Genomic DNA, 21,431 nt, shown 5'->3' with positions numbered 1-21,431 from the left:
ATGAGTAAATCAGTTGAGATCTCAATGGCTGACAAAATTGATAAGGCCTTGTCAGAAATGACAGCCAATAACGAAAAAATTAATGTTAGCCAAGTAGCGAAAAGATTAGGTGTTTCAAACTCTGCAATCTACAAGTTTAACCCTGAGAAAATCCCAGATATTAAGACTGCGCAAAAGCGTCAGAAACATAAAGCTGAGTCGATTACGTTAGGCACAGAAAATGAAAAGCTTAAGAAAGAAATTAAGTCATTGAAAATTTTAAACAGTCAACACAAAGCATTAGCTGATGAGTACAAAGTTAAGAATGAGTCGTTGTGGGAACATATTCAGCAAATTTATAACATGTACAATGAAGTGTTAGCTGAGCGAAATAATTTTGCAGAAAGGCTTAAGCACCTAGGCTAAAATTGAATAATATTAAAAGCCAAACAAAGATATTCAGTAAAAAGCATATTTTACTTTACAGTATTATCTACTAGGATTTTATTAGCTTTAGCGGTGCGTATGTACTTCTTGAGGCTTTTTTTGAAAGTAAGCTAATACTTTTTTAAATTTAAAATTAGGATCAGGGAAGATGAAGATAACAAAAGTAACTATAAATAATTTTAGGTCAATCGAAAGTGCAGTTTTCGACTTTAACGATTTCAATGTCTTTGTAGGCCAAAACAATGCCGGTAAGACAAATCTTTTTGAGGCTGTAGAGTGGTTCTTCAAAGGTTTACCAAAGGGTAAGTCTCTAATCGATTTATATCCCAACAGAAATACCTCTAAAGAAATTTCAGTTGAAATTGAGTTTGAAGGGGCTCAGCATGGTGCTGAGAATATGCGAAATGAGACCAACAAAACGAAAATTTTAAACGTTTTAGATGGTAGTAATACGCTTTCTGTAAAACGAACGAGCGGTGAGCCTAGTAAAAGAACGCTGACTATCAGGGGCGTGGAGCTAGCCAAAAACCCCGCAGGTTTTGATAAAGCTCTTAACGATTTCTTACCTAAGTTTGAATATATTCACACTAAACAATATTTTGATGAAGTAGCAAAGTATTCATCTAAAACTCCTGTAGGGATAATGCTTTCATCTGTTCTTGAAGAAATTCTTCAAGATGACCCCCAGTATCGAGCCTTTAGAAGCAAGTTTGACGAGCTATTCGATAATGAGGATTCAGCCGTGAAAGTAGAGTTTGACAAGCTCGGAAATAGTGTCAAAACGCACCTTGAAAAACAATTCGCAGAATGTACTAAAGTTAGTTTTGAGGTAACTAGCCCTGAATTTGACGATTTACTGAAAAACTTTCAAACTAGGGTCGATGATGGTGTTGAAACTTACGCCTCAGAAAAAGGCGACGGTATGCAACGAGCTTTGATGCTAGCAATAATTCAGGCTTATGCAGAGTATAGAAAAAATCGCGATGATGCAGGAAAGTCATTTCTTTTCTTTATAGATGAAGCTGAATTACACCTTCATCCAACAGCGCAGAGAAAGTTGAAAAATGTATTACTGGAGCTTTGTGAGGACCTAGACCAAGTTTTTATAAATACTCACTCCTCAGTATTTGTAGCAGACGAACATCCATCCCAAAAAATATTCAAAGTAGAAAAAGAAGACAGTATTACTAACTTTAAATCAGTAGACACTTTTGACAAACCATACGTAGTTTTTGAATTACTAGGGGGTAGCCCAGCAGATTTACTGTTGCCTCGTAACTTCGTCATTGTTGAAGGTCCCAGTGAAGTCGAATTTTTAACTAGAGTTATTCGTCGCTTCTACTCGGATAAGCCAACTATTCAAATTATTTCCGCTGAAGGTGATACTCACCAAGCAAAACGCTCAATTAATGCGATTAAGAAAGCTTTCAAACCTTTAGAGAAATCGATCTTTGAAGAGAAAATGGTAATACTATGTGATGCCCCAACAGACAAAGCAAAGGCAGGATTTGACGATTTTATAAAAAGTTTCAAAGCCTTTAACGATAGAGGTCAAATACAGGTTTTAGAGTATGGCTCTCTTGAGGAGTGCTATCCAGCTTATGAAGACTGGAAGCGCTCGGAACAGCAAGTATCAGAAATGAATGGCAAGAAAAAAACGAAGCTTGCAAAGCGTGTAGGTGATGAGATTACAAAAGAGCAATTCGAAACAGAAATGCCGATAATATTTAAAACTCTCTTAAGTGCCTGGGAACTGTCGTACTAAATGATCGGTTATAAAATCTGGTGGGGCCAATGGCACACCAGATTTATATGTCGAAAAACAGTTTTAAGCTTCTTCTTGATTGTCCATTTCATCAATATACTCAAAAGCAAATTCTAGATATAAAATAATATTTAAAAATTCAACCTCTCCAAATAGGTAACAATATTTTATACCTCCTACTTATTCGATTGCCTTTTCAGAAAATATTTCGATAAAACTGTTACCACTCAAAAAGTCTTTAAATGTACGGTGGTAACGATTTTCCATTTTTCGTAAGCGACATTAATTTTACCCCTTATGAATTGTCCCTATTAATGGCACAGCTAAATGTGTCGGATATAGAAGACAAGCCAGTTATAACGCTTCATGAACCTGCCGTGGGTTCAGGTGGTATGGTGATAGCATACGCGCAAGCGTTACGCGAACGAGGTATTAACTATCAACAGCGCCTTTGGGTGCAGGCGATTGACCTTGATCCTGTAGCTGCAATGATGGCTTATGTTCAGTTTACGCTTTTGCATATTCCAGCTGAAATATGTATCGGTAACACCCTCACGATGAATATTACTAAGGTGTTCAGAACGCCTGCGTATTACATGGGTGCGTGGGAGCAAAAACTTAAATTGCATTACGCGATAAAAGAATGTGCTGATTTGCTGGCTCCGGACGAAAATGAAAAGCCTACGGCCATGCCGGTAGAGCAATTTGATTTGTTAGGAGAAACCGCATAGTAATAAACAAGCTTCCTTCGGGAAGCTTTTTTTATGGTGCGCCGGGCATGGCGCGTAGCGCCCTGATGGGAGCTGTTTCTGTACAGGTGGTGCTGGCAGAATGACTTGGAGGTGTGAGTCCTCTGTGAGCCCGGTAAGGGGAATCACTAGCTGAACCGCAAGGGTGTCCATCGCGAGGTGGAATCTGAAGGAAGCGGAAAGCAAAACACTGGCCTGACGAACAGAAACTGCATACGAGGCGGCCATAGTGGGTGAGGTAGCCATTACTGCTAAAGCCCAATACTTACACGGAAACTATGGACGTAGATGCGGCAGGCATAAGTGTGAAGGTCACGCGTATTACCCCGGGAGGTCTGTGACTCTGCCTAAGGCTACTGATGCTGTGAAGTATCAGGATGGAGGCACAGAAGTCAGCCGATGCCGTAGTAGGTTGGTCACCGCCAACCGAAGGGCTGAACATAGGTTATGGTTTGGATCCTGCTGATTCGATGATGTTACTTACCACAGCAAGAGCAAATGTTCACCTGAGCCAAAACGTGGAGCCAGTAGCTTGCGCGGGACGCTCAGGTTGTGCCGTACGTCAGGGCATCAGCGGGAAACACTCTGAACGGGGCTGACATGGACTTAATGTCAGCGATACTTGAACGGTCAAATATGCTGCAAGCCTACCATCGAGTGCGCCGGAATAAAGGCGCGCCCGGGGTAGATGGTGTGACCACAGACGAGCTGAAAGGTTATCTGCAACAACACTGGCAGCCTATTAAACAACAACTGCTGGATGGAAGCTATCAACCTCAACCGGTGCGCAAGGTAGAGATACCTAAGCCCGGCGGCGGCACAAGGATGCTGGGCATTCCCTGTGTGATAGACCGGCTTATCCAGCAGGCAATGCACCAGGTGTTGAGCGAGAAGTTCGAGCCGATGTTCTCACCGCATAGCTACGGCTTCAGGCCGGGCAAAAGCGCCGTGCAAGCGGTGCATCAAGCCCGGGATTATATGGAGTCGGGTAAACGCTGGGTGGTCGACATTGATATGGCGAAGTTCTTTGACCGGGTGAACCACGATATTTTAATGTCGCGCATCGCCCGGATTATCAAGGACAAAGCCGTGCTCAAACTGATACGCCAGTACCTGCAAGCGGGCATCATGGACAACGGAGTCGTGATAGCACGAACGGAAGGTACACCGCAGGGTGGGCCGCTCTCGCCGTTGCTATCGAATATCCTGCTCCATGAGCTGGACATGGAGCTGACCCGGCGAGGTCATAGCTTCTGCCGCTACGCGGATGACTGCAACATCTATGTGAGCAGTGAGCGCGCAGCGCACAGAGTGCTGGCCTCAACAACGAAGTTCCTTGAACAGCGCCTGAAGCTTCAAGTCAATCGAGAAAAGAGTGCTGCCGACAGGCCATGGAAGCGCAGCTTCCTTGGCTATACGGTATGCAGCCGGAAATACAACATCCGGCTGAAAGTGGCTGACAAAAGCGTGAAACGCTTTAAAGGCAACATCAAGGCGCTACTTCGAATGGCCAGAGGTTGGAATATCCGTAAAACGATAAACAAACTCACGCCCAAACTGCGTGGCTGGATAAATTACTTTTGTCACGCGACCGCTAAAGGTATCTTTAACGAACTGGATGGTTGGCTTCGCCGCCATCTGCGAAAGATACTGTGGCGACAATGGAAGCGAGGTCTAACCCGTGCACGGATGTTGATGCGCTTCGGTATTACTGAGAAACGAGCAGTACTGAGCACCACCAATGGGCGCGGCCCATGGTGGAACTCGGGTGCTTCGCACATGAATCAGGCCGTACCGAAGAAGTTGTTTGATAAACTGGGCCTGATATCGCTGATGGACAGTTACCATCAGTTCAAATATAACCTATGAACCGCCGTGGTACGGAACCGTACGCCCGGTGGTGTGAGAGGACGGAGGCCTAGAGGCCTCCTCCTACTCGATTCTAGTACATGGTATATTGAAGTTTCTATATCGGCCTCCGGCCACAAACAAAACAGGCGCTTTCGAGCTGCCTTCAACACGTAAAGAGGTAAAGATAATGACTGTAGATCAAATTCGTTCAATAGGCTGGCTTAACTGTGCAGACGGAAGTGTTAACCTTACGCCCTGTCTAAATGGAAACTCCATGCATTGCGTTGTAAACGTCCCGCGTGATGCATTTGAAAAGGTGCGCCACGACGATGTACTTATGAAACTCTTAGCTGTGCAAGTATTTAATCAACAGCAACCTACCAATCCTGTGAAGGCTTTGGCTGAAAAGTTTGCTGAAGAAAATGGCTTGGATACAAGCGCGGTAGAGTGTGCAATGTTGGGGACATTAGCACGTATTGATGCAGCATTGGCTAAAGGTGAAACATTGTCGCCAGAATTGATTGAGGCCGCACTTCGTCACTGGTTTAAGTCGCAAGAAAAGTATTACAGCGATCTTCTTAATAATAAAGATGGTGCTTTGGATACGTTGCGAAACAATGTGATAGCGCAGTTGACAGATGTGGGGGATCAGTAATGCTTATTACCAGTCATCAGTTTGATAATCTACTTGGTTTTTATACGCATTGCGTTTGTGTCTACCACGACAAAGTTAAAAGTGATTTCGCGTTTTGGGCTAACCAGCTGGACGATATTAACGTTCCCTGGTCTGTTCAAAATACGGTCGCGGTGCTTGCAGAGTGTAAAGACAATCAGCGGTTTTATTTCCGGACGTTGCTAAAACAAAAGGGGATAACCGTTCAATAAGATAAAGGTCCTTCGGGACCTTTTTTTATCGAGCATAGATAAGAATATCTATGATGGCCACAACCTATATAGTCAAAAACGACTATGCTGCAGCGGGATAATTTTGCTACGCTGATACTGTTCTAGTAGGCCATCGGCCACAAAGAAAACAGGCGCTTTCGAGCTGCCTTCAACACGTAAAGAGGAAACATATGCAAATAGAAATGTTTGATAGTGCTGTTCCAACTCCTGTTAGGGCTATTCCTGAATTTAAGGTCTATCCCTGGGAAAAGGTTCTGCGTGATAAACAATACACAAAGCAACAACACGATCTTGTTCATGACTTTATGCCAGGTGCAAAAATCACTACGTATAGGTCTGGTGCAAGTTCTAAATCTGATATTTTGGGATACATTCAAGCTGGCTCGGCAATTGGTATATGCGTGATGGATGCGTCTGCACCGGTTCGTTCTCTAGTTGCTGAATATGTTTCTCAAGGGGGGGAAGTATTTGTTGATAGCGGGGCATTCCGGACATTCATGGCCGGTCTGCGAAAGCCAGATACAAAGCCAATTGATTTTGACGAAGTGTTTGAGAGATACCATGACATTATCGAAAAATGCGCTAACCCTTCCGGCTTGATTGTTGTTGCTCCTGATGTGGTTGGTGATCAAGATGAAAGCTTTCGTTTATTGGCTGACTATAAGCGCGAAATAGAGCTTATTACTCGCCGTAATGTGAAGGTGATGGTTCCAATGCAAAAAGGTCGTTTGTCTATCGCTGAACATTATGCGCGGTGTAAAGCAATGCTGAATATGGATTTTGTTGTTGGCCTTCCTTCCAACGCTGAAGCGCTAAGCCGTTCTGAAGTGTTTGATTTCATTTCGACGGTGAAGCCTGCGAATGTTCATTTTCTTGGATGTTCTGAAACAGCATTGGTTCATGAGGCAAAACACCGGTCGCCCAAAACGGAATTTACTTGTGATGCTACGCAACTGCGAAAACATATAGGTAAAGGCCGACTATTAACTGAAATGCAAAGTCAGATTCTGGATGATGTGGTTAGCCATGCAATACATGGTTGTTCACATTCTCGGATTGACGATGTTTCAGTATGGGATGAAACGGAAGTCCTGGGGGATCTTTTAGGGTATATAGGTACGCTAAAAGAAACTGAAGTTAAAGCCTTAGCTCGTTACATGAACATCGATGTCAAAGTTGTCTTGGCTTGCCAAGATAACGAATCCTTATGGGATTGTCTTGATGAAAGTAATGGCGGTTATGCCTTTCAAATGGTGCAGTTATACATTGTTGAACGTTGCCACAAAATATTGAGCCCCAAGGTAAGAACGCATGTTTGTTCTGAATTGGCAAAGCGCGATATTGTGTAAATAAACAAGCTTCCTTCGGGAAGCTTTTTTTATACCTGGTACATGGTATATTGGAGTTTCTAAACCGGCCATCGGCCACAAACAAAACAGGCGCTTTCGAGCTGCCTTCAACACGTAAAGAGGAAACACTATGTCTATTAATCATAGTATGTATGAAGAAACCGTTGAGCGAGCTACCAAGCTCTTCTTGGATGGTTGGATAGTATCTCTGGGTCTGAGTGGTAAAGATTCCGGCGCAGCTAGTATTTGTGTTGTTGAGGGCTTAAAAAGAGCTCACGCAATAAACCCAAATGTTGGTCCTTTGTATGTCGTCACGACCAATACAACGTTGGATAATATGGTTCTTCATGAATACATGATGGATCTACACGAAGACCTGAATACATTCGCATCTGATACCGGCTTGCCAATTATTACCAAGGAACTGAAACCGTCTCTGGCTAATAACCCTATGGTTGAGTATGTGGGGCGAGGCAAGTTGCTTAGAACGCCGCAAACATCGGCTTCAGGCAGAGATTGTGCAAGTTCTTGGAAAATCAAGCCAATGGAACGCTTTCTAAAATCACTTCAACAAAAACATCAAACCACTAAGATTGTTTCTATTTCAGGCGCTAGAGATAGCGAATCAACAGTAAGGGCGATGAACCTGAAGAAAAGAAATGAATCAGCTACAAAGGTTGTGGCTACAGGCCTTGGATGGACGCAAGCCATCATCAAGGATTGGTCACTAAACGATGTTTGGCAGCTTTTCAAGGTTGTTGATGAATGTGAAATTGATAGCTATTCCGACCGTTTTGACGCTATGAGGCGGCATTACAGCGCCGGTAACGGCGGGACCTGTGATCTGTTTGCTGGCATTCAAAACAATAAGGAGTGTGGCGCTCGTTTCGGTTGTGTACTGTGTGCAATGAATCCAACTGACCGTAGTTTAGAGGCGCAACTAGCTGTATCGCCTAAAACATATGGTTTCATGAAGCCCCTTAATGATCTTCGCACCTATATGATCAACACCTTGTTTGACTATAACAAGCGGTCATTACTGGGCAGGGAAATGAAGGACGGTTTTATTAAAGTTGGAATCAACCAGTATTCTATGGAATATCGGATGGATCTCTTGCGATATGTGCTGACAATTCAGCAAGACGCTTTTGACCAGCATGGTTATCACCCCATTGACTTAATTGACTATCGTGAATTACTGGCTATTCAGTACCACTGGTCAAGAGAAGGTGGGGAGCCTGAACCTGGTATGGCGTTGAAAATATGGCATGAAATTGTTGAGGATGGTATGCGTTACCCGATTCCTCACACGGAAAAGATAGAGGCTGCCTTCAGCCCTGTTTATATGTATTTTCCGCTTGAAGATTATATGGATCAGGACAACAGTATTGGGCTTGACGATGAAGGTTTGTACGGTGAGTACAAGCATTTAGCGAGAGTTTATTACCGTGATGGTATAAAACACCAAGTTGTTAAATACGATGAAAGCAGCGCTTTCGAGGTTGTAACAGAAAATAGTAAGGCGATGATGTTTGTAGACTCTTTTTATCCCGATTTGGTTGAAGGGGGTTATTTAGAGAACAAATGCCCTACTGTTATGCTGAAGCACTTACTTGAAAGTGGTGTTGTCCGGATAGCCAAAGGAAGTATTGACCGGTTGAACCGTGATGCAAAACGAGCTCAAGCCTTGTTTTCGCTCAGAACAACAACCGGCATTCCTGTGGACGAAGCAATTCTTCGACTTTCTGTGCCGAAGAAGATCAAAGATAGAGTGGTTGAATTGACAGCCAATACGTCACAAACTGAACTGGACTTCATACTGTAACTAAAACCCCGCATCGTCGGGGTTTTTTTATGTATTTTTGATGGTATATTGAATTTTCTAAACCGGCCATCGGCCACAAACAAAACAGGCGCTTTCGAGCTGCCTTTAACACGTAAAGAGGAAATACCATGAAAGCAGTAATAAAAACTGAAACCAAAACAACACTAAATGAAGCTAATGAACTGTCATCATGTTTAACAGCTAAAGGCATTGAAAACCAAATATTCCCTAGCGAATCTGGATTTATAGTTACCTGGGCGCAAATGGAAAAGGTAATGCCAGCATCTAATCGTAAGCTATTAACCGCTCTTGGCGATTGGTTACAGGATAATTACGATGGGGGCTATGACACAATTTGTTTCGCTCAAGGTGATAACGAGCGAATCACAAGCGAACAAGTCTATCCTGTATGGGAAAGGGTTATAGCGCCATTGCTTGTTGATGCAAGTGATGATGAGTTGCAACAGCATGTGTTTGTTGTCGTTGGTAGGGTTTGTGACTACGAAGATGAATTGAAGTTTGTAATGGCTTCGACTCAAGAAGAAGCTAAAGGTAAGTTCACTGACTACATCAAGGTTAAGCAAGACTGGGACGGTGAGAGTGACATTTATGTCGAGTTCGCTGAACGCCTTGCTGACTTTGGTTTCAACCTTCTCAAATAAATAAGGGCCGCTAAGCGGCCTTTTTTATGGTTCAAAGATGATTTATTAGTCGATGGTCTATATACTGAATGTGATTATTGGCTTTAGGCCACAAACAAAACAGGCGCTTTCGAGCTGCCTTCAATACGTAAAGAGGAAAGTTATGAAAACTGTATTTGAGAAAAACTACGATCTAATGGTAAAGCTTGGAATTATTCTGGAAGATAATTCGGTCCCTTCTTACCGCAAAAGTATCTCTTCTGGTGTGATGGACTTAGTGGTTGAGCGCAATGAGCTTACTGATGGTTTTAACGACCAAAAGTGTATTGGCTTTTCAATTGCACACTACTTTGTTCAATGTGGTGATTTATGCTCAGACCCAATTATGGAAATCCTTTATTACCCTGATACAAACATGGTTGAGGCCTATTCATTTGAAATGAGTCTTCCTCCAATGTACGAGGTAGTATATCCCCTTCCTGGCAAAGTTAATGTGAAAGCCAAAAAGTCGCAAAACTCGTTTTTGCACAGCTGGTTGAACAACTTGGTAGCACAGGGGCATGGTGTTAAATGGGAAGACCGCAGCGCTGCTGCCTAATGTGGTATAGGAGCGCATCATGTTTCAAGCAACTATGGATTTGCCGTTAGGTGATTTTGCAGCATCGAGCATCGAGCCAAAATGTTTACGCAATTCACTGTTTAAAGACGGTCAGTTTGAATCAAAAGTGGGTAAAGCAGATCGTATTTGCCGCCGCCTAATGAGAGTTAGGGTTTATCGAAACCTGAACAAACCGGAGTTCTATTCAATTCTGGCTATGGAAGGTGAAGATAAAGGTAAAGTGATTGGTTATGCTCGCTCGGTATTACTCGAAAATTGCCAGTTAGTAGTCTCTGAGAAGTCTAGGCAACGTGTCTTGAGGGAAAAGCGCAAGAACGTACACGCTTTTTGCCAAGGCATCATCGTAGATGCATCGGAAATGGTGCAGACGTTAGATGGAACTGAATGTGCGATTACATATAATCCGTACAAAATGGGTTCATTCTTTCGTCGTGAGGATGATTCACCGTTTACTGATGGTTGTACTCAGGCGCTATTGCAAGGTAGTGATGTGTATATAACAGAAAGCGCCTCTTGAGGGCGCTTTTTTTATGCGAAAAGCGCTGGTATATTAAAGATTCTGAATCGGCCATCGGCCAGGAACAAACTAGGCGCTTTTGAGCTGCCTTTAACACGTAAAGAGGAAACTATGATTGTTGCACGACCTATTAATGAGCGTGAACCTTGTCTACTGGAAGGAAACAGATATAAAGATTTGTACCTTTATGATTTGGACGGAAACTTAGTGGTTAGACAGAATTCTCCCTATGAAGGGTGGACCTATGACGCACTGGAACACATCAGTGAATCCTTAACGACCGATTATGAAACCCTGCAATTTGGCTGGGATGCATATTTGGGGGATAAAAAGGACGATTGCTGGGTTGGTTCGTCTGAAGTGTAGATTTGGCATAGAAAATAAGCTTCCATTAGGAAGCTTTTTTTATGTCCAAAATTTGATATAGTGAAATGGTTAATCGGCCATCGGCCACAATCAAAACAGGCGCTTACGAGCTGCCTTCAATACGTAAAGAGGAAATATTATGAGCGTTACTATGTTCTATCGTGTATGTGTTACTGATTTCAATGCTGACCTGGCAAAGTGTGGTCATGACTTTGGTGTAGTAAAAGGCCGTCATAAAGACGCTTTTACTGCTGATCGTGAAGCAAAAAAAGCCAGTAAGGGCGCATTAAGTCCTTCCCAAATGGCTTTTGAGCTTACTACTGATGAAAAGTTAGAAGTAGGTGATAAGCCAGTAGAGTTAGTATGGAATGCTTATGTCAAATGTAACCGCCAACGCGAAGTACGAAAGTGTGCAGACATCATTGAAAAAATGAAAACAGGTGAAAGCGCTGAAGAGGCGTGTAAGTACCTGGTCCCACTTGATGAGTACAATCGCGATATGGAATTTGATGAGTGGTGCGATAAGTTCTCTGAACCCGCGCAAAAACTCATTGAAGAAAATGAAAGACGGTTGCAGCAACAAGCGGAAGAGAAAGCGAAACAAGCTAGTGTTGTTTCTAGCTTTGAAAGCGCTGCAAGTGAAATTACCTACTCGTTTCCAGCTGTGAAAGGCATCCAGGCGAGCAAGGAGTTTTACATTGCCCAGGTGCCATTTAAGTACCTGGTTAAGTTCTTCACGTTTGCTGATGAAAGCCTTCCGGCAGAGCTTCGAGCTCAACGAAAGGTCAACGTTAAGCATGCCAATGAAATCGGCCAGTACGTTATAGATAATCGTGATGAATACGTGCTTCCAAGTCTGACGGTAAGTGTTAACGAAGCGATGTGTTTTGACCCGTTAAACGTTGATGGGCTTGCTGATAGGTTAGGTGTACTGCGAATTCCTTTGACTGCGAAGCTTCTTATAAGCGACGGGCAGCACAGAGCTACCGCAGCTCGTTACTTCCTAAGTCAAGATAAGTCGTTAGGTGATGAAACAGTTCCTGTGACATTTTTCTACGATGAAGGGCTTGAGCGGTCGAAGCAAATATTCGCGGATTTGAATGCGAATCTATCTAAGCCAAATGCAGCCATTAGCTCTTTGTATGATTTGCGTAATCCTTTCAATAAATTCGTTCTGGACGCTTTAGAGCGTCATCCAGAAATAAACGATTTAGTTGATAAGGAGCAAACAACAATTGGTGGTAAATCTGAAAAGGTTTGGTCATTGGTGCATTGGAAGAAGTTTGTTGAAAAGCTTCTTAATGTCAAAGAAAAGTCTTTCACTAACATTGATGATGAAAAATTGGATTCAATGAATCAGTTTTTCGACTTGGTGCTAACTGAATTGACTGGAAAAATCCGACTGTGGCAAAAGGTCATTAATAATGAGATCAGTTCTGAAGAATTGAGAAATTATAATGTGGCCGGTCACGCAGTATTTTTGGAGTCAGTAGCGCTTGCCTTATCGGGTATGTGCGAAAGTGACGAAGACACTGTTAAAGCGGCAATTGACAAAATTGCGAGTGTTCCGACAGCCAAAGATGCATCACACTGGAATAACCGTTGTGTTGTAGCTGGGCGAATGGTTAAGACGGTTGATAGCGTCAAGGTGACAGCAGCTTACTTGCGACAAGTAGCTGAGCTTGAGTTATCCGAGAGCATGAAAGAAGCGGTAAGCCGACACGGTTTAGCAGCGTAAAAATAAAGGCGTCCTTCGGGGCGCTTTTTTTTTGCGTGAAATACGGTAGTATCTTAAATGTAACTAGCTTATTAGCTTACAAACAAAACAGGCGCTTTCGAGCTGCCTTCAACACGTAAAGAGGAAAAATATGGAAGCACTTCATTGTGAAGAGCCTATAAGGTTCGTATCTGGAAATGCGTATAGTCTTGATCTTGATTATTTGATTGAAAAAACTGACGGTGTAGACCTACAGGCCTATGATATTTATGTCGTTTTTCTAAGTGGTGGCAAAGATTCGGTCGCGTGTTTGCTTGAGCTCATAGAGCAAGGCATACCCAGGGATAAAATTGAATGTCATCACCATTTAATCGATGGTGAAGGTCCTGAGTTTATGGACTGGCCTTGTACTGAAGAATATTGCAAAGCGCTGTGCAAAGCATTGGGCGTTAAGCTGTATTTTTCATGGAAGGAAGGTGGTTTTCTTCGGGAAATGGAAAGGGACAATGCGCCTACGGCGGCTGTTCTTTTTGAAACTCCGGAAGGTGAAACCAAAAAGGTCGGCGGTGATTCCGATAAGTTAGGAACCCGTAAACAGTTCCCAGCCCTGAGTGCAGACCTTAGAGTGCGTTGGTGTTCAGCATATCTCAAGGTAGACGTGGGGAAAAAGGTAATTAGCCATCAAAAGCGATTTGAAGGAAAGCGCACCTTAGTTTTAACGGGTGAACGCGCTGAAGAATCGCCTAGCAGGGCTCGTTACGCTAGTTTTGAACCACATGCCAGCTCATCGACGAAAGTTGCTCAGAAGGACGCACAGGGCCAAAAACGAATAGGACGCGATGGTAAAGTGATTTTCGATATTAAACGCAACAAAAAGCGTTTCGTGGATCACTATCGAATCATACAAGATTGGGAAGAAGAGCGAGTGTGGGATCTTATGAAGAAATACCGCATTTTGCCTCATCCTGCATATATTTTGGGGTTCGGTCGATGCTCATGCCTTATTTGCATTTTTGCCAGTGCAAACCAGTTAGCAACCATTCAATCGTTCATGCCGAATCGGTTTGAGAATATTGAAGCGGTCGAAGCTAAATACGGCAAGACAATTCACTTTTCACGCAACAGTGATAAAGAGGTTGTTCAAATTCCGTTAGCTGAAGTTGCAGCTAAGGGTACACCTTATCAGGTAGATAAAAAGTGGCTAGAAATAGCTATGAATAGAGGTACGTTCGCTCATGACATCATTGTAGACAACTGGGAGTTACCAGCTGGTGCATTTGGTGATAGTTGTGGACCAACGTAATTTTGAAAAAAAAGGGCGCTTACGAGCTGCCCGTTAAACGTAAGGAGGTCGCTTTGAAAGCGAAGCAACGTGATGGGCCTCGGCTCGTCAAAAAGATGTTGATAGTGTTTGCCCACGGCTTACTAATTGACATCGCGGTTGGTGCGATATTTTTGGGTTTAGGTGCGTTACTTTTCGGACCTACAACTGACACTAATATTGTAAAGGCTGTGTTTATACTGGGTATCGGAATAGTCTGCATAGTGGTAGCGCTGTTCATTCTGATCATTAAAGCGATTTTGCTTATGCGTTCAGATAAAGATTGATAGCCAAAAAAAAGCCCCATTAATGTGTACTAGCTCAGACCTGATCTGACAGTTACCCGTTTTTCCGGTGCCTGCGTCAGATTAGATTTGAGCTAAATTCTTCTCAGCCCAAATCTGCTTCCCATCGGTTAATGTTTCCATTGGCGTTCTGCCGCAGCACATTTTGCCCTGATGAGTCCTTTCATTGTTGTAGTATTCCAGCCACTCGTCCAGATCTTTCTGTAATACTTCCAGCGAGTCATAGAGCTTTTTGCGGAAGGTGACCTGATAGAATTCATTCAGGATGGTTTTGTGGAATCGCTCACAGATCCCATTGGTTTGCGGATGTCGCGCCTTGGTTTTTGTGTGGTCGATATCGTTGATGGCTAAGTAGAGCTGATAATCATGCTGTTCCACTTTGCCACAGTATTCTGTGCCCCTGTCTGTCAGAATCCGCAGCATGGGCAGCTCCTGAGCCTCGAAGAACGGTAACACTCTGTCATTGAGTATATCGGCCGAGGTGATGGGCGTTTTGGTCGTGTAGAGCTTGGCGAACGCGATTTTACTGTAGGTATCGACGAAGGTTTGCTGGTAGATGCGGCCAACACCTTTGAGGTTACCTACGTAGAAAGTATCTTGTGAGCCAAGATAGCCGGGGTGATGTGTTTCAATCTCACCGCAGGCCTCGTCATCCTGCTTTTTCTTCTCAAGCGCAGCAACCTGCTCATCTGTCAGAATGATGCCTTCGCTTTCAACTTTGGCTTCCAGTGCGGCAAGTCGCTTTTTGAAGTTTTCCAGGTTATGCCTGAGCCATATCGAGCGAACACCGCTGCCTGAAACGAATACGCCTGCTTTACGTAGCTCATTGCTGGTTCTCGCCTGACCGTGAGCAGGAAACGCAATAGCATGTGCTCTGACAGCCTGCTCAGTCTCTTCATCGACTCTGTTCTTGAGATTCGGTGTGCGTCTTGAACGGTTAATCAGTGAATCGACACCGCCTTCCTCCACCAATTCCTGATAGCGATAAAACGTATCTCGAGATACGCCCATTACTTTACAGGCCTTCGAAACATTGCCCAGCTCTTCAGCCAGATTTAACAGTCCTGCTTTGTGTTTGATGATTGGATTGCTAGTATGCAACATGAGAGTTACCTATTTTGTTTTGATTAAAGATTCGACACCTTTATCAAAACGGGTAACTCTCAACTTTTCAAGAAGAAGTGTCAGATTAAGTCGAGACTAATTCACATTAATGGGGCTTTTTATTTTTCTTCAGTTCTACTCGTTCTTGCTTGAGTTCAGCCAGTTTTGATTTGGCGTGTTGGATGGATTCAAGTGCCGTTACTCGCTGCATTAGCAATGAGCTCACGGACTCTTCTCGCTCCATACCCTTCAGTCGTTTTTTTCTGACATTCGTTGTTTCCTTTGCAATTGCGTCAGAAAGCTCAAAGGCCTCTTTCAAAGTTTTGCAAATGGATAAACTAGCCAGGTAACTTTTATACATTTCTTGGTTGGGGTGATCTGTATAAAAATCTACGGCTTCCTGGTACTTCTCAAGTGATATATCGATAGGTTTTTTAGTTGGCTTTGGCTTAACGGTCGGGGCGGGTACTTTGCCTTTCAAGTTTAAGCGTAGAGCTAACAGAGTATCGATTGAGACAGCTTGATTAACCGGTTGATTACTCGGTGTCATAGTATTACCTCATTACGTGTTGAAGGCAGCTCGAAAGCGCCTATTTTACTTTTTGCCATTGGTGGCAGGAGACGTATAAATACTAGCCAATTTAGTGAGCGCTGGCAACTTACATAATTAGGCATGCCTAACAGGATATGACAAAGACATATTCAACTGACTTAGTTGATTGGATATGGATAAGTTACTACTCTTGATTTTACGAAAAGATATAAAAAGGCGTTATTGTGGAAAGTGCGTTTAATATGATGGAAGATCATATATCAGCCATAAAGAATGCAATTATACATGAGCATTTGGATAAAGGCGGTGAGTTGGGTGATCGGTTTGAAAGCATTTGTTTGGCATTTCGCGGATTCGATGACCCAGCGTTTGATTTAAAAGAAAATAAAGATTTATTGGATGATCTTCTTATTTTTGAAAAAGAAGTTTGTGTGTTGCAAGCTTTAAATTTCCTATATGGCTACATAGCAAGAATGTATCTTCAAACTGGTGATGTTGAACGCTGCATTATGTACGCGCAAGCTGCGTTGGAGGTAAACAGGAATGCCGGTGATAGCGTTGGGGTATCGGCGGCGCAAAATGTTATTTGTGATTGCGCCATTGCTCATGATGCCTCTGCTGTGGCCGTGGAATATTTTTCAAAGGCTCAACCATATCAAATAGAAATGATTGAAATGCTAAAAATGGGCTCAAACGATAATGAGGGTAAAATACGCAAAATATTGGCAAGGAAAAGAAGGCCGGTAACATATAAATACTTAGAGACAGAACAAATTATGCTTAAAGAACAAAGTGTGAGGTTTCTTATGGCTGCACAAGGGATGTCCAGAGAAACAGCAAAAAAATATGTTATGAATAGATAAAAAAACAGGCCCTTAAAAGGGCCTGCTTGTTATTGGAGATAGGCTTGTTCGTTTTGCTTGGTAGATATCAAATCTACGGCTGGAAAACGGTTGTCAATCACCGGCACGATAGACTTACTATCGTTCATATGATCACCAAAACTGTACACCCCATGACCACTATGGAAAAAGTGGAAACCTCCGCTTCGGTTCTCGATGAGATCAGCCAGAAGAGGGAAGGGGTTTTCATATACTTTTGCACCGTGATTGTTCGCGGCATCATAAGCATAATCATCAGTAAGGTAACTCTTTCTATGCAGTTGACGGTACTGGCCGTTAGCGAGCATTTTGATTAAGTGTAAAGCACGAACCTTTTCAGGTATCTCAGTTAGAGGCTTGAGTTTGTGAAGTTTGAAAGGTGAGAACACCTGACCTGACTTTACTTCTCTTCGCGTTACTGTGAGCCCTGGCATTAATTCAGCTTCAAATACACCATCGCGGCGTTCTTGATAGTTTGCAATATACAGATGAGCAATAACACCTGTAATGCACTCGGTTTGGCTTATATTGCGAACCCATTCAAGAAAGCGGCTGTAACCTTCAGCGTCTGATCCTACGTTCCAGTGAATTGTGTATTTCTCACAAGTTTTTCTGGCCTCAAGCGCGTTGGCAAGAGTTGTTATGTGGATTGAACTACTGTAGGTGTGTACGCGCACCTGGTACTTGCTAAAGTAAACCGTTTTAAAGCGAACATCCGTCCAATTATTCCATTTTTCATCATCGATGATCATGAATGCTTCACGGAGTAGAGTTTCACGGCTCGCAAAGGCCGGTAAGTTAGAGTGGGTTAGTTCGTGTGACTCAATAGGGTCGTTGACCTTTGCAGTACGAACGTTATTTGATGTGCCGTTAAGTGTGTAGTTTACTAACTCCACCTTGCCGGATACAAAATCCCACGCTTCATTCAATGTTTTCATTGATACTGATGATTCATTGCTGTTAACTCGGTCTGGATGACAAGCTAAGGCTGCACGTTTGTACAGACGTTTCAGTTCAGTGAAATCAGCAGCAATGCCATTGCCAGCAGATGCGATCAACTCAATAGCGCTATGTATATTCATAGTGTTTCCTCTTTACGTGTTGAAGGCAGCTCATAGAGCGCCTGTTTTTGTGTTGCCAAAAATGGCGTAAATCACTTTGATTATAGGTGTATGTGCGTCGAGATACTAGACATTGGGGGGAATTTTGCTAACCTGGTGTTGATTATTAAATAACTAAAAAGGGCGCTTCCCAGCTGCCCGTAATACGTAAAGAGGTGAATGTATGTTGACAGTAATTAATACTCGTCTTGGCGAAAATCGCGGTGTACCTAGAGTGTGGTTGGAAGGAAGTAAGTTAAGCAGCAACTTCCAAGTAGGCCAAAAGCTCGATGTCGTGCTTGATCATGAAAAGAAAGTTGTCGTACTGAAAGTTGCAGATGAAGGGCGTTTTTCCGTCTCTCAGCGCAACCGGAATGGCCGGACGTTTCCGTTAATTGAAATCAAAGATGATGAACTTGGGGAAATGTTTGGTGATGTAGGTGTTCTTCTTCGTGTGGTGGTCAAGAACGGTGTGGCTACTATTGAGGTTCATGGTATTGATCGTAAAACAGCAGAGCGCGTTGACCGCTTTAATCGTAAGGTTAAAAACGGTGAAGCGCTTACTATCGGTTCGTTATTTTCAGGGGGCGGTATCATCGATGCTGCACTACATGAAGGTTTAACAAAGGCCGGTATTAACTGCTATACAAAATTCATCGTAGAACAGGAACGTCAGTACCTCGATACGATGGTAGCGAATCAACCAGAACTTTTCCGTGATGATTCAATTCTTATCGAAAGTGGAATTGAATTTGTTGAACTGAAGAATCCGCCAAAGGTTGATATCCTTGTTGCGGGTGTACCCTGCACGGGTACAAGCCGTGCTGGAAAGGCCAAGAATGGCATCAGAGCCGCTGAGCTGCACGATTCCTCGGGGGCCTGTTTTGTTCATTTTTTGTCCTTCGTGGCGCAGTGTCAGCCTTCAATCATTGTCGTAGAAAACGTGATTGACTATGCTCAAGAATTGAGTATGGCCGTCATAAAATCAGTGTTAGAAACATGGGGGTATACCCTTGATATGTCTGCACTGAACGGTAATGAATATGGCTGTCTTGAGAATCGAGATCGGATGTGCGTAGTTGCAACGTCAAAAGGCCTAACTGAATTTAAAATGGATTTAGTTAAGCCAATTGCAACAAAACCGCAGACTGTATCTGAAGTTCTTGAAGATGTACCTCTGGATGCTGAGTGTTGGCGTACTTATCAGTATTTAATTGATAAGGAAAAGCGCGATAAAGCCGCTGGTAAAGGGTTCAAGCGTGTATTAATTGATGGAACTGAGTCTTCAGTACCTACGATTAGACGCTTGTATCACAAAGCGGGGTCAACCGATGCTTATGTTGTGCATCCGGATGGTGTGCGTAGCAGGCTATTTACTCCTACTGAGCATGCAGCCTTAAAAGGTGTGCCGGTGAAGCTGATACATGGTGTATCGGCAACCGTATCTCACGAGATCCTGGGGCAAGGCGTGTGTTACCCAGTCTTTACGGCTGTTGGTTACGCTCTTGGCAAGTGGGTTTCTGAAGCTTCAAGCGACAACGATATGTTAAAAGCTGCCTAAAAATAAATGCATCCTTCGGGGTGCATTTTTTTATCGAGCATAGTTAAAAATGACTATGATGGCCATTAGTGCATTTTAATCTTTCTGTGATATATTTAAGGTGTCTAATTGGCTTCACGGCCACAAATAAAACAGGCGCTTTCGAGCTGCCTTCAACACGTAACGAGGAACGCAATGAAATCATGCAACCGTATTTGCGATGTTGCTAACGATGGAATTTGTATGGGCGTTTGTGCGATGGGGCTGAATACTCAAGGGTATCGAGTCGCCTACCAAAATAATAACGTCTATCTACTTCACACATCACTTAATGGCTCACTAACTCAGTTCCCAAAGTCCGATACTGAGAAACACGACCGTTTAGTACAATTCGTTAAGCAACAACAAGCAATTTAATTAGAAGGCGCTTTCGAGCTGCCTGTTATACGTAATGAGGAATCACTATGAACAAGAGAATGTCTTTAGCGGATACTATTTCACTGGGCGCTAAGCACTTTACAGACAGAGCAAATAAGGCTTCTTCAGAGGCTGAAAAGCTTAGTCTACAACGTTGTGCGGAAGCTTCTGCCCGATTGGGTGCGAAAGTGAAGAAGTTGCAGCAAGAACACACTGGTATGCCTTTATTTCAGGTAGTGAATGAACTTCCCGAACATCAAGTTTTGGTGCGAGAGCGTAAACTACGGTTTTCCCTCATCGATGGGGGGAAAGCTCATGCATAATACCTGGCAAGCGTTTCAGTGGTTTGATCTTGAAGCAGGCCCCGCAAGCCAGCTTGAATCAATGTGTAATACATTGAAGCAGGCTGGCAAGCAGTTCGACAATCAAATTGTCGAGCAATTGCTAAAAGATAGTCCCTTTGATGGCGATGTTGATGTGCAGCAGTTGGTTGATCAGTTCAACGATATGTTACACACTCTACATTAACTACGGGCATATATAAGAAAAAGGGCCGCATTTTATAGCGGCTTTTTTTGTATCAAATGGAAAAAGAAAATAAGAATAATCGACTGATTAAAGGGTTGTGGAGCCTGACAGGTCTTAAAAGTAGTGACTATATAAGAATGGCTAAACAGATACATCCTGATTTAACGGGCTCAAGATTGAGAGGCCTGATGTCCGGAACAGCCAACAGTAACTATAGGCCAGCGACCAACCATGATGTTTTTCAGTGTGTTGTCGTTGTAAGTCATTGGGTCGGAATAGATAGCGATATTGTGGAGACTGTAAGCGATAGCGCGGTTGAAACCCTGTTAGATGAAGTGGACCGATTGATAGCGAATGCTGATACCGATGGTTTAACTAACCAGGAGAGGGTAAAAAAAGCACTAGGAAAACTTTTTTAGATCCAAAAATGTTTTTTTGCCCAAAAAAACTTGATCGAATGTAAAAAACTTGCAACACTTAGGGTCGAGATATTTCCATAGGAGCCAGGTATGCAGATGCAACCATTAATTAGTCAAGAACGCATTCAGGAGCTAACGCGCATGCATTTGGCTGTGGAAGCTGCATTGCTGCCAGATCCTGAAGGTAAGAAACAAGTAATGCGTGTACGCAGCCAGAACGGTGAAATAGACGCATTTTTGGCGATGGTTAATAAGCCAGAACCAAGAACGTTTTCAACAATCGAAAGCGCATGGAAGCTAACAAGAAAATTGGGGATTAAAAATTTCGTGATTGATAATGAAAAGTTTGCCGGAGTAGCGGCATGATTTAGAAAAAACAAAGCCTCGTAGAAACGAGGCTATTTGTTCGAGTAGCAACAAACCGGTAACGGTTGGAAGCACTAGATATTGAATTCGCACCTCAAATATTAGTCGTTTCCCCCCAACCGGTCAAGTACCTTTTTGCCTAATAAAAGCAACTAGAAGTAAGTAT

Annotated in this window: 24 protein-coding genes; 21 read left to right on the top strand and 3 right to left on the bottom strand. The window is 43.1% G+C overall.

The window, feature by feature from the left end; genetic code table 11:
* The 14 genes from PSH41_RS17310 to PSH41_RS17245 all read left to right on the top strand — a co-directional run bounded on the left by PSH41_RS17310 (position 1) and on the right by PSH41_RS17245 (position 14,339).
* Positions 1 to 405 carry a hypothetical protein gene (locus PSH41_RS17310; RefSeq protein WP_273589587.1) on the top strand — a complete coding sequence of 135 codons (405 nt, stop codon included), beginning with the start codon at positions 1 to 3 and terminating at the stop codon, positions 403 to 405.
* A 169-nt stretch (positions 406 to 574) separates the two neighbouring features.
* Positions 575 to 2,191: an ATP-dependent nuclease gene (locus PSH41_RS17305; protein ID WP_273589588.1), complete on the top strand. Its 1,617-nt coding sequence runs from the start codon at positions 575 to 577 to the stop codon at positions 2,189 to 2,191.
* Positions 2,192 to 2,433: 242 nt separating this feature from the next.
* Positions 2,434 to 2,922, top strand: a complete 489-nt coding sequence (locus PSH41_RS17300; RefSeq protein WP_273589589.1) for an N-6 DNA methylase — start codon at positions 2,434 to 2,436, stop codon at positions 2,920 to 2,922.
* 618 nt (positions 2,923 to 3,540) lie between these two features.
* Positions 3,541 to 4,809: a group II intron reverse transcriptase/maturase gene (gene ltrA, locus PSH41_RS17295; protein ID WP_273589590.1), complete on the top strand. Its 1,269-nt coding sequence runs from the start codon at positions 3,541 to 3,543 to the stop codon at positions 4,807 to 4,809.
* A gap of 169 nt (positions 4,810 to 4,978) precedes the next feature.
* Positions 4,979 to 5,446 carry a hypothetical protein gene (locus PSH41_RS17290; protein ID WP_273589591.1) on the top strand — a complete coding sequence of 156 codons (468 nt, stop codon included), beginning with the start codon at positions 4,979 to 4,981 and terminating at the stop codon, positions 5,444 to 5,446.
* 421 nt (positions 5,447 to 5,867) lie between these two features.
* Positions 5,868 to 7,046 carry a hypothetical protein gene (locus tag PSH41_RS17285; protein WP_175079841.1) on the top strand — a complete coding sequence of 393 codons (1,179 nt, stop codon included), beginning with the start codon at positions 5,868 to 5,870 and terminating at the stop codon, positions 7,044 to 7,046.
* Between the two features lie 130 nt (positions 7,047 to 7,176).
* Positions 7,177 to 8,871 (top strand): hypothetical protein, encoded by a 1,695-nt coding sequence (locus PSH41_RS17280; RefSeq protein WP_273589592.1) that lies wholly within the window; start codon positions 7,177 to 7,179, stop codon positions 8,869 to 8,871.
* A 128-nt stretch (positions 8,872 to 8,999) separates the two neighbouring features.
* On the top strand, positions 9,000 to 9,533 hold the full coding sequence (locus tag PSH41_RS17275; RefSeq protein WP_273589593.1) for a hypothetical protein: 534 nt from the start codon (positions 9,000 to 9,002) through the stop codon (positions 9,531 to 9,533).
* A gap of 142 nt (positions 9,534 to 9,675) precedes the next feature.
* The gene (locus PSH41_RS17270) at positions 9,676 to 10,110 is read left to right on the top strand and encodes a DUF6908 domain-containing protein (protein ID WP_273589594.1); all 435 of its coding nucleotides are present in this window, start codon (positions 9,676 to 9,678) and stop codon (positions 10,108 to 10,110) included.
* Between the two features lie 19 nt (positions 10,111 to 10,129).
* Positions 10,130 to 10,648, top strand: coding sequence for a hypothetical protein (locus PSH41_RS17265; RefSeq protein ID WP_273589595.1), 519 nt, complete (start codon positions 10,130 to 10,132; stop codon positions 10,646 to 10,648).
* A gap of 111 nt (positions 10,649 to 10,759) precedes the next feature.
* A complete protein-coding gene (locus tag PSH41_RS17260; RefSeq protein WP_273589596.1) occupies positions 10,760 to 11,014 on the top strand; it encodes a hypothetical protein in 255 nt (84 codons plus the stop codon).
* A 139-nt stretch (positions 11,015 to 11,153) separates the two neighbouring features.
* Complete coding sequence (locus PSH41_RS17255; protein WP_273589597.1) at positions 11,154 to 12,752, top strand: DNA sulfur modification protein DndB; 1,599 nt, start codon at positions 11,154 to 11,156, stop codon at positions 12,750 to 12,752.
* 130 nt (positions 12,753 to 12,882) lie between these two features.
* Positions 12,883 to 14,034 (top strand): phosphoadenosine phosphosulfate reductase family protein, encoded by a 1,152-nt coding sequence (locus tag PSH41_RS17250; protein WP_273589598.1) that lies wholly within the window; start codon positions 12,883 to 12,885, stop codon positions 14,032 to 14,034.
* Positions 14,035 to 14,087: 53 nt separating this feature from the next.
* On the top strand, positions 14,088 to 14,339 hold the full coding sequence (locus PSH41_RS17245) for a hypothetical protein (protein WP_175079833.1): 252 nt from the start codon (positions 14,088 to 14,090) through the stop codon (positions 14,337 to 14,339).
* An 81-nt stretch (positions 14,340 to 14,420) separates the two neighbouring features.
* Here PSH41_RS17245 and PSH41_RS17240 read toward each other — a convergent pair whose 3' ends face one another.
* Both PSH41_RS17240 and PSH41_RS17235 read right to left on the bottom strand, forming a co-directional pair.
* Complete coding sequence (locus tag PSH41_RS17240) at positions 14,421 to 15,461, bottom strand: IS481 family transposase (RefSeq protein ID WP_273589599.1); 1,041 nt, start codon at positions 15,459 to 15,461, stop codon at positions 14,421 to 14,423.
* A 106-nt stretch (positions 15,462 to 15,567) separates the two neighbouring features.
* Positions 15,568 to 16,011, bottom strand: a complete 444-nt coding sequence (locus tag PSH41_RS17235) for a hypothetical protein (protein WP_273589600.1) — start codon at positions 16,009 to 16,011, stop codon at positions 15,568 to 15,570.
* Positions 16,012 to 16,238: 227 nt separating this feature from the next.
* Between PSH41_RS17235 and PSH41_RS17230 the strand changes: the two genes are divergently transcribed.
* Positions 16,239 to 16,877: a hypothetical protein gene (locus tag PSH41_RS17230; protein WP_273589601.1), complete on the top strand. Its 639-nt coding sequence runs from the start codon at positions 16,239 to 16,241 to the stop codon at positions 16,875 to 16,877.
* A 29-nt stretch (positions 16,878 to 16,906) separates the two neighbouring features.
* Here PSH41_RS17230 and PSH41_RS17225 read toward each other — a convergent pair whose 3' ends face one another.
* A complete protein-coding gene (locus PSH41_RS17225) occupies positions 16,907 to 17,977 on the bottom strand; it encodes a J domain-containing protein (RefSeq protein ID WP_273589602.1) in 1,071 nt (356 codons plus the stop codon).
* Positions 17,978 to 18,179: 202 nt separating this feature from the next.
* Here PSH41_RS17225 and PSH41_RS17220 point away from each other — a divergent pair, with 202 nt between their 5' ends.
* From PSH41_RS17220 to PSH41_RS17195, 6 genes are all read left to right on the top strand, one after another.
* A complete protein-coding gene (locus PSH41_RS17220; RefSeq protein WP_273589603.1) occupies positions 18,180 to 19,556 on the top strand; it encodes a DNA cytosine methyltransferase in 1,377 nt (458 codons plus the stop codon).
* 174 nt (positions 19,557 to 19,730) lie between these two features.
* Positions 19,731 to 19,952, top strand: a complete 222-nt coding sequence (locus tag PSH41_RS17215) for a hypothetical protein (RefSeq protein WP_257327087.1) — start codon at positions 19,731 to 19,733, stop codon at positions 19,950 to 19,952.
* A gap of 47 nt (positions 19,953 to 19,999) precedes the next feature.
* Positions 20,000 to 20,275, top strand: coding sequence for a hypothetical protein (locus tag PSH41_RS17210; protein WP_175079822.1), 276 nt, complete (start codon positions 20,000 to 20,002; stop codon positions 20,273 to 20,275).
* On the top strand, positions 20,268 to 20,480 hold the full coding sequence (locus PSH41_RS17205) for a hypothetical protein (RefSeq protein WP_175079821.1): 213 nt from the start codon (positions 20,268 to 20,270) through the stop codon (positions 20,478 to 20,480). The genes PSH41_RS17210 and PSH41_RS17205 overlap by 8 nt, the downstream gene beginning before the upstream one ends.
* A gap of 56 nt (positions 20,481 to 20,536) precedes the next feature.
* Positions 20,537 to 20,899: a hypothetical protein gene (locus PSH41_RS17200; protein ID WP_273589604.1), complete on the top strand. Its 363-nt coding sequence runs from the start codon at positions 20,537 to 20,539 to the stop codon at positions 20,897 to 20,899.
* A 90-nt stretch (positions 20,900 to 20,989) separates the two neighbouring features.
* A complete protein-coding gene (locus PSH41_RS17195; RefSeq protein WP_175079819.1) occupies positions 20,990 to 21,265 on the top strand; it encodes a hypothetical protein in 276 nt (91 codons plus the stop codon).
* Positions 21,266 to 21,431 lie beyond the last annotated feature (166 nt).

Source organism: Pseudoalteromonas sp. CST2 (genome assembly GCF_028599385.1).
Lineage (GTDB): Bacteria > Pseudomonadota > Gammaproteobacteria > Enterobacterales > Alteromonadaceae > Pseudoalteromonas > Pseudoalteromonas atlantica.
This window is presented reverse-complemented; position numbering and strand designations above follow the sequence as displayed.